We start from the raw sequence: 13,097 nt of genomic DNA, 5'->3' as shown, positions 1-13,097 counted from the left end.
TTCTTGCACCGCTTATTTCGAGAAGCACGCATGCAGACATTTTTCATTGCGCCGACCGACTTTGGTGTCGGCCTGACGTCGATCAGCCTGGGCCTGGTGCGTACCCTGGAACGGGCCGGGCTGAAGGTGGGTTTCTTCAAGCCCATCGCCCAGCCCCACCCGGGCGACACCGGCCCCGAACGCTCCAGCGAACTGGTCGCCCGTACCCACGGCATCAAGCCCCCCGTGCCCATGAGCCTGGCCCAGGTCGAGCGCATGCTCGGCGATGGCCAACTGGACGAACTGCTGGAAGAAATCATCCGGCTTTACCAGCAAGCCTGCATCGGCAATGACGTGGTCGTGGTCGAAGGCATGGTGCCCACGCGCCACGCCAGCTATGCCGCGCGGGTCAACCTGCACCTGGCCAAGAGCCTGGATGCCGAGGTGATCCTGGTCTCGGCGCCGGAAAACGAAGTGCTCAGCGAGCTGTCCGGGCGGGTCGAACTGCAGGCGCAACTGTTTGGCGGCCCACGCGACCCGAAAGTACTGGGGGTGATCCTCAACAAGGTCCGCACCGACGAAAGCATGGCCGACTTCGCCACCCGCCTGCGCGAACACTCGCCGCTGCTGCGCGGCAATGACTTTCGCCTGCTGGGCTGCATCCCCTATCAGCCCGAGCTGAACGCACCGCGCACCCGCGACGTGGCCGAGTTGCTTGGCGCCCAGGTGCTCAATGCCGGCGATTACGAACAACGGCGCATGAGCAAGATCATCATCTGCGCGCGCACCGTGGCCAATACCGTGCCGCTGCTCACCTCCGGCACCTTGGTCGTCACACCGGGCGACCGCGACGACATCATCCTGGCCGTCAGCCTGGCTGCGATCAATGGCGTACCGCTGGCCGGCCTGTTGTTGACCAGTGACAGCAAACCGGACGCTCGCATCCTCGGGCTGTGCCGCGGGGCGCTGCAGGCGGGCCTGCCGATCCTGTCGGTCAGTACCGGTTCCTACGACACCGCCAACCAGCTCAATTCGCTCAACCGGGAAATCCCGGTGGACGACCGCGAACGCGCCGAGTTCATCACCGACTTTGTCGCCAGCCACCTCGACGCAACCTGGCTGCACCAACGTTGTGGCACCCCGCGCGAGCTGCGCCTGTCACCGGCGGTGTTCCGCTACCAATTGATCCAGCGCGCGCAGCAGGCAAACAAGCGCATTGTTCTGCCAGAAGGTGCAGAGCCGCTGCTGGTGCAGGCAGCGGCCATCTGCCAGGCCCGTGGCATCGCCCGCTGCGTGCTGCTAGCCAAGCCCGAGGATGTCGACGCGGTCGCCCGCGCGCAGGGCATCACCCTGCCACCAGGCCTGGAAATACTGGACCCGGAGCTGATTCGCGGGCGCTATGTGGAACCGATGGTGGAGCTGCGCAAAAGCAAGAACCTCAACGCGCCAATGGCCGAGCAGCAACTGGAAGACCCGGTGGTGATCGGCACCATGATGCTGGCCCTGGATGAGGTGGACGGCCTGGTGTCGGGGCTGGTGCATTCCACCGCCAACACCATCCGCCCTGCCCTGCAGTTGATCAAGACCGCGCCGGGGGCGAGCCTGGTATCGTCGGTATTCTTCATGCTGTTCCCCGAGCAGGTACTGGTGTACGGCGACTGCGTGATGAACCCTCACCCAAGCGCCGCCGAACTGGCGGAGATTGCCCGGCAAAGTGCCGAATCGGCGCAAGCCTTCGGCATCGCGCCACGGGTGGCGATGATCAGTTATTCGAGCGATTCGGCCAGCGATGAGGAAGTGGGGAAAGTGCGCGAGGCGACCCGCCTGGCGCAGGCCGCCACGCAAGGCTTGCTGATCGATGGGCCGCTGCAATACGACGCTGCAGCCAACCCGGCAATTGCCCGGGACTTGGCGCCCACCAGCCAGGTGGCCGGGCGCGCCACGGTCTTCGTATTCCCCGACCTGAACACCGGCAACACCACGCACAAGGCGGTACAGCGCAGTGCCGACGGGGTCAGCCTGGGGCCAATGCTGCAGGGCCTGCGCAAGCCGGTGAACGATCTGCCACGCGGGGCGCAGGTGGACGATATCGTCCATACCATTGCCCTGACGGCGATTCAGGCCAGCGTAGGGCGCTGAAACAAACGGGGCCGCAACGCGGCCCCATGCCTATTCAGGGATACTGCTGCACCTGGCCCTGCTGCTGGTCATACTGCTGGCCTGGAATCGGCTTCAGGTTCACTTCGACACGGCGGTTCTGCGCACGGCCATTGGCATCGGCGTTGCTGGCGATTGGCTGGTCAGGGCCCATGCCACGTACCGACAGGCGCGAGCTGTCCACACCCTGCGAAGTCAGGTAGGTACTGACAGCCTGCGCCCGGCGCTGGGACAGGTCCATGTTGTGCTGGCGGCTGCCGGTGCTGTCGGTGAAACCGACCACTTCGATAGTGTTCTGGTTGAACTGCTTGAACGAGCTGGCGAGGTTGTTCAGCGGCTGGTAGAAGCTTGGCGCGATGTTGGCCGAATCGGTGGCAAAGGTGATGTTGCCCGGCATGATCAGCTTGATCTGGTCACCCTGGCGCTGCACTTCCACACCGGTGTTGGCCATTTGCGCGCGCAGCTCGGCTTCCTGCTTGTCGGCATAGTAGCCATAACCGGCGGCGGCAGCGCCCACGGCGGCAGCGCCGATCAGGGCGCCCTTGCCACGGTTGTTGTGGTCGATGGCGGCACCGGCGATCGCACCGGCCAGCGCACCCAGGCCACCGTACTTGGCAGTCTTGCTCATCCCGGTAGAGCCCTGCGCCTGCCCTTGGTTGTCGTAAGGGTTCTGACTGGCACAGCCGGTCATCAGGGCAGCGGCAGTTGCGACGATAATCAGACGACGCATGGTGAACATGGACAAGCTCCTACTCAATTCATGAATGCGACAGATCGCAAATGCATCTATGCCAGCCTTGGAACGCACCGGCAACGAAAAATTCCATGAAAGCGCCTTCATGTGCCGTCAGGCACGCACGAACGGGTTTTCGCGCATCTCGTCACCCAGCCGTGTATCAGGCCCATGGCCGGTGACCACGGTGGCCTCCTCGTCCAGCCGGTACAGCCGCTCCTTGATCGAGCGCACGATAGCCCGCTGGTCGCCACCCCACAAGTCGGTGCGGCCTATGCCCCGGCGGAACAAGGTGTCACCTGCGATCAACAGCTTGGCGTCGGCGAACCAGAAGCTCATCGAGCCAGGCGTGTGCCCGGGGGTGTGCAAGGCCACGCCGCAGCCGCACGCCAGTTCTTCGTCATCGGCCAGCCAGCGATCAGGCGACGGCACCGGGGTATAGGGCACGCCGAACATCTGGCACTGCATCTCCAGGTTGTCCCACAGTGCCTGGTCGGCCTTGTGCAGATGCAGCGTGGCGCCAGTCAGCGTCTTGAGCTTGCCCGAGGCAAGAAAATGATCGAAGTGGGCGTGGGTGTGGATGATGCTCACCAGCGTCAGGCCATGGGCCTGCAGGCGAGCAAGGATCTTGTCTGGATCACCGCCCGGGTCGACGACGATGGCTTTTTTGCTCAACGGGTCGCCGATGAGCGTGCAGTTGCACTGCAAAGGCCCGACAGGGAAGGTTTCGCGGATGAGCGCAGGCAGGGGTTGGGTCATGGTGTTCTCGCAGGTAAAGCCGGGTTTCTGCGCAAAGCCTGCCAGGAAAAGCAGGCAGGTGCACCAAATCCCTACGGCAGAAACAACTTGAACAAGCCACCGCCCAGTGCACCGCCATTGGAGATCTCGATGCGCCCACGCACCCCGCCACTTTCATGCAGCGCCGCAATGCGCGCGGCAAAGTACAGCCCCAGGCCGGTGCTGCCGCTGGTCGAGTCGATACCCTGGGTATATTCCTCCTGGCGGTCGAGCATGCGCTGTGGATAACCCGGGCCGTCATCGTTGACGCAAATGGCCAGCTGGTTGTCGGCCTCTTCGATGCTGATCAACAAGGCATGCCCGGCAAAGCGGGTGGCATTGGTGATGACGTTGGCGATCACCGAGGCCACCAGCTCGCGGTCGAAGAAACCCAGCGGGTTATCGGTGTCGATGCGCCAGGTGGCGAGAATATCGTTGTGCTTGAGCACTTCCTCGTGCGCCGCCAGCTGGGCCTCGATGAAATCGTCCAGTTCGTGGTAGTCCGGGCACACCGGCAGCTGGTTCACACCAAGCTTGTACAACCCCAGCAGCTGCACCAGCATGCCGTTGAGGTGACGAAACTCGTGCTCCATGATCCCTTGCTCGGCGCCGCCGCGCAGTTCCTCGGGCAGGCGCTCCACCCACTGGCCGTGGCACTGGATCAACGCCGCGAGGGAGCTTTTGAGGTCGTGCACGGTGGAGGCGATCACCGTGGAAAAATCCAGCCCCTGATTGTCTTGATTCATGCGCCGAACACTCGGATGTGCAGTTTGCGGTAACGGTCATAGCGATTGTCGCTGGCAGGGATACCGGCCACGCTGGTCAAGGCGTCGCGGCATTCCTGCATGATCGCGGGCTGGGGGTTTTCACCACCAATGCGCAGCAGCGCCTGGGCGGTGTTCAGAGCGATGCTGATGTTCCTGGGCTGTAGACCCAGCGCCTTGCGGAACAGTTGCAACGCCTCGCCGAGCTGCCCTCCCTGGTAACTGCGCACACCCTGGCGATTGAGGGTGACCGCTTCGGTAATGGCGTTGAGCACACTGGGGTCGTCCGTCAGCTTGCCCACTTTTTCCATGACCTTGGGGTCATCGCCATAACTTTCCACACAGCTTTTCAATACGCCGACGGCGGCGGCTTCCTGGCCCATCGCCTGCAGCTGCGCGGCAACGGTGAGGGCCGAATCGACCGAGAAGAACTGGTTCATCTTGTCCAGGCGCAGAATGGCCTGATCGGTCAGCTTGGCAGCCGTTTCCGGGTCACCGGCCTGCTGCAGGCTGGCGGCCTTCATCATCCGCGCACGCACCTGCAAGCCTTGGTCTTCGGGGTTTTCCTTGGCCACTTCACTGAGCGTGGTGTTGATCTCGACGCGGGTACGGGCGTCCAAGCCAAAGCCTGCGTTCTTGTTCATCAGCGCCTGCACCAGGCCCAGGTTGTTTTCCGGGTCTTTGTAGCGCGAACTCTGCCCTTGATTCACCGCATGGCGGAAGGCCTTGGAAGCGCTTTCAAAGTCTTCGTTTTCCAGCGCCAGCTTACCCAGGGTCGACTGCCGCCGCACCGACAATGGCGACAGGCGCACTGCCTCCTCCAGCAGGCTCTGCGCACGCTTGCTTTCGCCTTGGGCCACCAGCACTTCGGCCATGCCATCGTACAAGGCTGGCATGATCGGAAAGGCTTTGAGCGCCTGCTCGTATACGCCCTGGGCCTGGGCATTCTGGCCCCGCTTGTGCATCAAGGCACCCAACGCCGCGTATACCCACGGTTGCGGGCGGCTGGCGAGAATGGCCTTGAGAAATTTCTCCAGCTCATCGAAGCGGTTGAGGTTGCGCAAGGCATCGGCCCGGTAGCGCAGGCACAGGGGTGCCAGGCGCGGGTCCCTTTTGCACAGCTCGGCGCATGCCGCCAGCACCTCGCCCGGGCGGTTGCGGTCCAGCGCCTGCAATATCGGCTTGAGCAGGGTTTTGCGCTGGAACAGCTTCTCGACCCGCTGGGCCAGCCCCACCCGGTTGAACGGCTTGGTCAGGTAGGCATCGGGCTCGTGCTCGATGGCACTGAGAACGATGGCCTGGCTGCTCTCGGCGGTGACCATGATGAACACGCACTCATGGCTGATGTGCTTGTCGATGATCAGGTCTTCGAGTACCTGCTGGCCATTCTTCTTGCCATCGCCCAGGTGGAAGTCCTGCAGGATGAAGTCATAGCGCTTCTGCGCGCACATGCGCAGCGCCTGCTCGCCGCTGTCGGCGGTGTCGACGTCGCGCACACCCAACTCACGCAACATGGAACGGGTCGACGTGCGAAAGTCGGTGAAATCGTCGACGATCAGAAAGCTCTTTTGCCCGTACTGCAGCATCAACACGACCTGCCCTGGAATGATTGAAAAATCGCGCGAGGCGATGCCACCGATCGCTGTATCGGCAGCTGGCCGGGAAAGATGAGCATCGAGCATTATCGGCCGCGAACATGGCCCGAGGCCATTACTTTAACGGGCGGTAGCCAGCACCGCCAGCACTACGCCAGCACTACGCCAGCAACCCCAGTGACTTGGCCTTGGCCACCGCCTGGGTCCGCCGCTCCACGCCCAGCTTGCTGTTGATATGGCTGGCGTGGGTTTTGACCGTGTGCAAGGAAATGAACAAGCGCTCGCTGATCTGCTGGTTGGAGCAACCTTGGGCGATCAGTTCGAGCACTGCCAGCTCCCGCCCGCTCAGGGCCTCGCTGCTACCGCATGGGGCGCTTGGCAACGCTGGCAAATGCCCCAGCAGGTCGACCTGCACCGGGCAGCCGGCCCTGGCCAGCAACTGCTCCTGCAGCCACTGCGGGTGCCGTTGCAGCAACGGCTGGAACGGTTGCAGCACGCCCCCGCGTGCGGCCTCCAGCAAGCCGGGCAACAACTGCGCGGCCTGGCCATCGCGGCCTTCGTCCAGCAACAGCAGCATCCACTGGCTGAGCGCGCTGACGGTGAGCATCATGCCGCCGCTGGCCTGGCCGCGCTCCACCAGCCCGGCCAGGCGCTCGAGCGCCTCTGTGCGGCGTGACAGCACCCGTTCGAGCAGCGCCTGCTGCAGGGCGATATGCACCGGCAGCAGCGGGTGAAACTCTGGCGCCGCCGCCGGCTGCTCACCGCCATAGGTCTGGCCCAGGCGCAGCAACCAGGACTCGGCCAGGTCGACGCGCCCCTGGGCCAGCCACAGCTCGCATTTGACCAGGGTGATCATGGCCAGGTAGTAAACCGGCGGCACGTCCCAGATATGCATCAGCCGCTCCGCCTCGGCCAGTTCGGCAAAGGCCTCGGCGAACTGCCCGTCGCGCCCATCGAGGGTGGCAATCACGCAGTGGCCGATAAGCACGCTGATGTCGCGGCAGGCACGTGCCTCGCCCAACCCCGCGCGCAAGCGTGCCCGGCCCTGGGCCGGTTGCAGGCGCGAGACCAGCAGGTAGCCTTCATACAGCGTCAGGCGGGCGCGCACCGCATACAGCCGCTGCGCCGAGAGCCCTTGCAGGCGCTGCAGCCCCTGGCGCACTTCATCCAGTGCGCGCAGCACCTCGCCACGGGCGTGCAACACCCGCGCCCGGTCATAATGCGCCAACGCCTCGAACAACGGGTTGCCGACCCGCTGGGCCAGCTCCAGCGCCTCACGGTTCCAGCCACGGGCGCGCCAGAAGTCGCCATCGGCAATCGCCAGGTTGGACAACGTCGACAAACAGACCAGGCGCTGCCCATAGCGCTTGCCGGGCAGGCTCTGCAGGGCTTCGCCACAATAGGCCAGGGTGCGCTCACGATCACCGCGGCCACGGGCGATGACACCGCTCAGTGCCAACCACTGGGCCAGCATGGACTTTTGCGCGGTCGCCGAAGGTGCAGGCAGGAAGCGGCTGAGGTGGCCTGCCAGTTCTTCAGCCGCATCCAGCTGGCAGGCCAGGCCCAGCGCCCAGCTGTACAGCACGATCAGCCGCGGGGTGCTGATCAGCAGGCTGTCGGGCAGGTCCATCTTCCAGCGCAGCAGCATGCCGACATTTTGTTCGGCCAGCAGTTGTTCCTCGGACAGGCTCTGTACCAGGTCGGCAGCGACATCGAGGTGGCCGGCACGCAGGGCCTGCTCCACGGCTTCATCCAGCAACCCCTGGCGCTCGAACCAGCGGCAGGCACGCAGGTGCAGGTCGGCCAGTGGCTCACTGGCCTGGCGGCTGCGCAGCAGGTCGGAGAACAGGTGGTGGTAGCGGAACCAGTGGCCATGCTCGTCCAGCGGTACCAGGAACACCTGGTGTGCCTGCAAGAAGCGCAGGATCGCGGCGCTGTCGTCGCGCCCCCGCAGCGCATCGCACAGCGGGGCGCAGAAGCGCTCCTGGCAGGCGGTTTCATCGAGGAAGGCCTGCACGTCGGCAGGCAGCATGTCGATGACCTCTTCGAGCAGATAGTCGCGGATGAGGCCCTCGCCCCCGTGCAGGGCCTGCGGCAAGGCCTGTTCGTCGGCGCTCTCGCTGACCGCCAGTTGCCAGAAGCGCAACCCCGCCACCCACCCGTCGCTGCGCTGGATCAGGTTGTCCAGCGCCTGGCCTCGCAAGCCGTTGGGCTGGCGACCGATCACCGCCAGCGCTTCTTCGGCGGTCAGCCGCAGCTCCTGTTCGTTGAGCTCGACCAACTGCCGTGACAGGCGCAGACGTGCCAGGTGCCAGTCCGGCCGTTGCCGGCTGGTAACCAGCAACACCAGGCCCGGCGGCAGGTGGTTGAGGAAAAACTGCAGGCAGCGGTCGAGCACCGGCCCCTGGGCCAGGTGATAGTCGTCGAGCACCAGCAGCAATGGCGTATCGGCACGCAGGTACTGCGCCAGCTCGTCGAGCAGGCCATCGAGCCACTCCTCGAAGGCGAATGGCTGATGGCGCTGGCGCATTTTCAACAGGCCCATGGCCTGGCCGCCCAAGGCCGGGCAGTACTGCTGCAGGCCTTCGAGTAGCCGCTCGAGAAAGCGCCCAGGGTCGGCATCGCGCTGGCTCAGGCCCAGCCAGAGGCTGCGCCAGTGATCGGGCAACGACTCGCAGAACTCGATGGCCAGCGAGCTCTTGCCGAAGCCGGCTGGCGCGCTGACCAGCAGCAAGCGCCCACCAAGGCCGGCGTGCAAGCGCTGGCACAAACGCGGGCGCAGCACGTGCCCGTCCGGCAATGGCGGCCGGAAGAAACGCCCGTCCAGCAGGCCCAAGGCCTGAGTCGCGAATCCATGCGTGCGGGACAACTCTGTCATGGCCGGCTCGTTCTGGTTGGAAGACTACGGCGATATGGATGCCTGCGAGACTAGCCGGTAACGCTACGCATTTGAAGGTGATGGAAACAATTGCCGTCGAAAAGACTGCGACAAAAAGCGACATGGCTGATGGACACGGCGGCAGGGGCGGGTTTGGGCAGGTATTCAGCGGACTTATCGCCCGTTCAGGCTTGCACGCCGAGGGCATGGAGCGGCCAATAAAAACGCCCCGGTAAACCGGTAATGCTGCTCGCTCAAGCAACTGGGGCCGCATTGCGGCCCATCGCAGGGAAGCCACAGGGATCGCATTAGGGCTGACAGGTTTTTGTCAGAAGATATGCAGCGCCTGGGAGACCGAGCGCCGCCCGCGCGGCGCTTCGCGGGTAAACCCGCTCCTACGTTTGTTTCGGGCCAATTATGCCTGTGGGATTTGCGCGCGAACGCCTTGGCGCCCACCACGATATCGCGTCGTAAAAACAAGGCGGTCGCGCGCGTCCGGCACAGGCAATACTGGCCCGAAACAAACGTAGGAGCGGGTTTACCCGCGAAGCGCCGCGCGGGCGGCGCTCGATCTCACAGGCGCTGAAGATGCTGCGGCTACCCTTGCCAGAAACCACAGAATTTCCCACAGGTACAGCACGGTCCTGGTAGGAGCGGCCTTGTGTCGCGATGGGCTGCGCAGCAGCCCCAATCAGTGTGACATCACACACAAGTGAACAACATTACGGTAAACCGGCGCTTGAATGCGTTCTGCTCAGCGAATACCGGACTGGCGCAGCGCCGCCGGCTGGAAGTCGGCTTTGCTGGCACTGAAGCCAAAGTCATAAGCACGCTTCTCTTCGTTCTTCATACCTAGCGCCAGGTAACGACCAGACTGCAGGTCGTAGATGGCCTCCAGGGTGTACCACGGTACCTCGACATTGTAGTAAGGCTGGGCATGCGCCTCGGACACGCGCCACAGCTGGCCACGGCCATCGTACTGGTCGATCACTGCGGCCTGCCAGGTGTCTTCGTCGATGTAGAAGTCACGCTTGGCATAGATGTGCCGCTGCCCCGGTTTCAGCGTGGCGACCACATGCCAGACACGGCGCAGCTCATAACGGGTCAGGTCCTGGTTGATGTGCCCGGCCTTGATGATGTCGGTGTACTTGAGCTTCGGGTCATCGAGCTTGAAGGCGTTGGAGGCGATGTACAGCTCCTTCTTGCCCTCCAGTTTCCAGTCATAGCGGTCTGGCGCGCCGTTGTACATGTCCAGGTTGTCCGACGTGCGCAGGCCATCGGCGGCGGTACCTGGGCCGTCATACGACACCTGTGGCGCCTGGCGCACCCGGCGCTGGCCGGCGTTGTAGATCCAGGCCTTGCGCGGATCCTTGACCTGGTCGAGGGTTTCGTGCACCAGCAGTACGGTACCGGCCAGGCGCGCTGGGGCGGTTACTTCCTGCTTGAAGTAGAACAGGATGTTGCCCGGGTTGTTCGGGTCGTAATCCTTCATCTTGTCGCGGAAGACGAACTGGTCGGAAAAGTACACGGGGTTGAAGGAGCCATTCTGTTGCGGCGTGGCCTGGGTAACCAGGCGGCTGACGCTGCCACCCCGGTAGCGGGTGATATGGTTCCAGATCACCTCCAGGCCGCTTTTCGGAATGGGGAACGGTATCGCGGTGCGGAAGTTGCTCAGGCCGTTGCCGCCTTCCACCAGGGTGGTCTTGGTGGCGTTCTCCTTGATGGCGGCGAACACGTCGGCAGGCACGGTGGAACCGCGGTGGGTCTTGAATACGGGGATCTTGTAGGTGTCCGGGTAACGCTTGAGCATGGCCATCTGGCCTGGCGAGAGCTTGTCCTTGTACTGCTCGGCGTTTTGCGCAGTGATGGTGAACAGTGGTTTCTCACTGCCGTACGGGTCGGACAGGAAGCCTTTGCCATCGACGCTGCCTGCGGCTCTGGACAGGGGCTGCCATGGGCCGATCGAACCATCAGCGTTACCGGCCTTTTCGGCGCCCATCGGGGTCAGCGTGCTACCCAGCTTGGCCGCCTCGTCGGCGGATACCGCAGCCATGACGCTGGTCGCCAGCAGGGACAGGCCCAGTACACCGGCTTGCAGCAGACTTCTGGTCTTGTTCATGTCGTGTTGTCCTGGATCTGTGGGCTTAGAAGTTCACGCCGAAGCTGAGGGCGACGAAGTCGCGGTCATCCACGGTGCTGTACTTGCCGTCGAAGAAGTTGGTGTACGACAGGCTTGCCGTGTAGGTGTTCTGGTACTCGGCGTCCAGGCCCAGGCTGACTGCCTTGCGGCCTTCCTCGAAGTTGGCGCCAGGGCCTGGCGAGTAGCCGGACACGTCGTGCGACCAGGCCACGCTCGGTTTCAGGTTGACCCCGGCGAACACGTCGTTGTAATCCCAGATCACGCGGGCGCGGTAGCCCCACGAAGTGCTGGTGGTGTAGCCGTCGTTCTCGCACTTGCGGTTCAGGTTGGCGGTGGAGGCACCCGCACCCGCGCCGGCGATGGTGCTGCTGTTGAGTGCCTGGCAGGTATCTGCGCCGCCGGTGGCGGGCAGCGGGCCTGGGCCGAATACCGGGTCACGGCCGTAACGGGTATCGTGCGCGTTCTCCAGGCCACCGACGTGGGTCACACCCAGCTCGCCGACCACGGTCATGCGGCTGGCGCCCATCACCTGGTCGAAGAAGTGCGTGAGGGTCGTCTGGAATTGAGTGATCTCCTTGCGACGGTAGCCATGCAGGTCCTGGCCAGGGGTGCCTGTCAGCAGCGAGGCGTTGCTCAACGCGCCACCAATCGGGCGAACCCCGGCAAACAGGATGTCCGTGGTATTGAGCTGCACCGGTGCATTGGGCCGGTAGCTGATTTCGCCGCTCCAGGCGGTGCCAGTGGGCAATGTGGTGGAGAAGCTCAAACCATACAGGCGAATGTCTTCCGGGTATTCGACGAAGTACTCGGAATTGCCGGCCACGATCAGCGGCGCCAGCGCCCGCAGCTGCGCAGGCAGCGCGCTGAGCCCTGCAAATACCGAAGGTGCGGCCCCTGTGGCGCTGAAAATTGGCGCACGGCTGTGGTAGTTCATGAAGTAGGCACCGAACTCGGTGTCCAGCGGCTCGAACATGTAGCGCATGGCCACACCGAACTGCCCGCTGTCACGCGCATCGCGGTCGGCACCACGGCGCACCATCACGCCCTCTTCGTTGATGTTCACGCCGCGCGTGGCAAGAAACTGCTGGGCGGCGCCCGGTACCGTGCGGCTACTGTTGAGCACACGCAGGTTGTCGGTACAGCCATCGGCGATGATGTCGGGTTGCGAGAAGAACGTGCCGCAGTTGTCGACGACCGTCTGGTCCCACTCCAGCTGATAGAAGGCCTCGGCCGACAGGTTGTCGGTCAGGCTCTGCGAGATGTAGAACATGTTGACCGGAATCAAGCCTTCCTTGATCTCGGCACCCGGGCGGCGGAACGCCGACACGTCGATGGGGTTGATCGCGTTGATGCCGCCACCGATGAAGGTACTTTCGCCCCAGCTGACCACCTGCTTGCCGAGGCGTACCGAGCCCGGCTGATCACCGATCGAGTAGTTATGGTAGACGAAGGCGTCGAGCAGTTCGGCGCCGGACGATTTGGCCCCCTCCTTGCGGTTGGAATCGCTGATGTCCTTGAACTCGCGACCTTCGTCCTTGAGCTCGAAGTCATACCAGTACTTGCCGCGCACGAAAACGCCGGTATCACCGTACTTGAGCTCCAGGTCGTGGATACCCTTGAAGATCTTGGAGAAGGTTTCGCCCTTCTTGAAGTTCAGGTGGCCGTCGTCGGAGGTCTGCGACAGACCCTTGCCGCCGTTGTTCACCCCGATCAGGTTCCTGTTGGGGTTGGCGGTCGACCAGCTGGCGCCAATGGAGAGCGACGAGTCGAACTGGCCTTCGATTTCACCGATGTTGAAACTGACCGCGAAAGCAGGACTTGCGAGCGTGGAAGCAATGCTGACGGCCAAGGGCAGCTTGGCCCGGCGCCAGAACGGATTTGCAGATTTCATCGACGCTACTCCATGTACTTTATTGTTATGGCAGTGAGTCCTTTCAAGAACGGCCCGAGTGACCGGTTTGCAGGCTTGCGCCTGCGGCGGCACGGCTTGCGCGTGGCGCCCTCCCCCATTCCTGAAAATCCCCTGGCCCCGACTATAGCCAGCAAGGCACAGGCGCATGATCCCTCTAAAGTG

8 protein-coding genes are annotated in these 13,097 nt (G+C 63.7%); 1 reads left to right on the top strand and 7 read right to left on the bottom strand.

Annotated elements, in window-relative coordinates:
• Window positions 1–30 precede the first annotated feature (30 nt).
• A complete protein-coding gene (gene pta / locus GEV39_RS03710; protein WP_173887599.1) occupies window positions 31–2,118 on the top strand; it encodes a phosphate acetyltransferase in 2,088 nt (695 codons plus the stop codon).
• 34 nt (window positions 2,119–2,152) lie between these two features.
• Here the strand turns inward: pta and GEV39_RS03705 are convergent, their stop codons facing one another.
• The 7 genes from GEV39_RS03705 to GEV39_RS03675 all read right to left on the bottom strand — a co-directional run bounded on the left by GEV39_RS03705 (window position 2,153) and on the right by GEV39_RS03675 (window position 12,914).
• Window positions 2,153–2,875: a YiaD family glycine zipper/OmpA-like lipoprotein gene (locus GEV39_RS03705; protein ID WP_029887746.1), complete on the bottom strand. Its 723-nt coding sequence runs from the start codon at window positions 2,873–2,875 to the stop codon at window positions 2,153–2,155.
• A 108-nt stretch (window positions 2,876–2,983) separates the two neighbouring features.
• Complete coding sequence (locus tag GEV39_RS03700; RefSeq protein WP_173887598.1) at window positions 2,984–3,628, bottom strand: MBL fold metallo-hydrolase; 645 nt, start codon at window positions 3,626–3,628, stop codon at window positions 2,984–2,986.
• A 71-nt stretch (window positions 3,629–3,699) separates the two neighbouring features.
• Window positions 3,700–4,392, bottom strand: a complete 693-nt coding sequence (locus GEV39_RS03695; RefSeq protein WP_009682688.1) for a sensor histidine kinase — start codon at window positions 4,390–4,392, stop codon at window positions 3,700–3,702.
• A complete protein-coding gene (locus GEV39_RS03690; RefSeq protein ID WP_173887597.1) occupies window positions 4,389–5,996 on the bottom strand; it encodes a response regulator in 1,608 nt (535 codons plus the stop codon). Before GEV39_RS03690 ends, GEV39_RS03695 begins: the two co-directional genes overlap by 4 nt.
• A gap of 169 nt (window positions 5,997–6,165) precedes the next feature.
• A complete protein-coding gene (locus tag GEV39_RS03685; RefSeq protein ID WP_173887596.1) occupies window positions 6,166–8,883 on the bottom strand; it encodes a winged helix-turn-helix domain-containing protein in 2,718 nt (905 codons plus the stop codon).
• 754 nt (window positions 8,884–9,637) lie between these two features.
• The gene (locus tag GEV39_RS03680; protein ID WP_173887595.1) at window positions 9,638–11,002 is read right to left on the bottom strand and encodes a DUF1329 domain-containing protein; all 1,365 of its coding nucleotides are present in this window, start codon (window positions 11,000–11,002) and stop codon (window positions 9,638–9,640) included.
• Between the two features lie 25 nt (window positions 11,003–11,027).
• Window positions 11,028–12,914, bottom strand: coding sequence for a DUF1302 domain-containing protein (locus GEV39_RS03675; protein WP_173887594.1), 1,887 nt, complete (start codon window positions 12,912–12,914; stop codon window positions 11,028–11,030).
• Window positions 12,915–13,097: the final 183 nt, after the last annotated feature.

Origin of the sequence: Pseudomonas sp. NY5710 (assembly GCF_013305665.1) — a bacterium.
Lineage (GTDB): Bacteria > Pseudomonadota > Gammaproteobacteria > Pseudomonadales > Pseudomonadaceae > Aquipseudomonas > Aquipseudomonas juntendi.
The sequence above is the reverse complement of the archived record's forward strand: the minus strand, read 5'-3'. Positions and strand labels throughout refer to the sequence as shown.

What these genes read in the sequence shown, in the direction of transcription:
- pta (WP_173887599.1), top strand. Translation starts at nt 31, where the DNA reads ATGCAGACATTTTTCATTGCGCCGACCGACTTTGGTGTCGGCCTGACG.
- GEV39_RS03705 (WP_029887746.1), bottom strand. Translation starts at nt 2,875, where the DNA reads ATGTTCACCATGCGTCGTCTGATTATCGTCGCAACTGCCGCTGCCCTG.
- GEV39_RS03700 (WP_173887598.1), bottom strand. Translation starts at nt 3,628, where the DNA reads ATGACCCAACCCCTGCCTGCGCTCATCCGCGAAACCTTCCCTGTCGGG.
- GEV39_RS03695 (WP_009682688.1), bottom strand. Translation starts at nt 4,392, where the DNA reads ATGAATCAAGACAATCAGGGGCTGGATTTTTCCACGGTGATCGCCTCC.
- GEV39_RS03690 (WP_173887597.1), bottom strand. Translation starts at nt 5,996, where the DNA reads ATGCTGCAGTACGGGCAAAAGAGCTTTCTGATCGTCGACGATTTCACC.
- GEV39_RS03685 (WP_173887596.1), bottom strand. Translation starts at nt 8,883, where the DNA reads ATGACAGAGTTGTCCCGCACGCATGGATTCGCGACTCAGGCCTTGGGC.
- GEV39_RS03680 (WP_173887595.1), bottom strand. Translation starts at nt 11,002, where the DNA reads ATGAACAAGACCAGAAGTCTGCTGCAAGCCGGTGTACTGGGCCTGTCC.
- GEV39_RS03675 (WP_173887594.1), bottom strand. Translation starts at nt 12,914, where the DNA reads ATGAAATCTGCAAATCCGTTCTGGCGCCGGGCCAAGCTGCCCTTGGCC.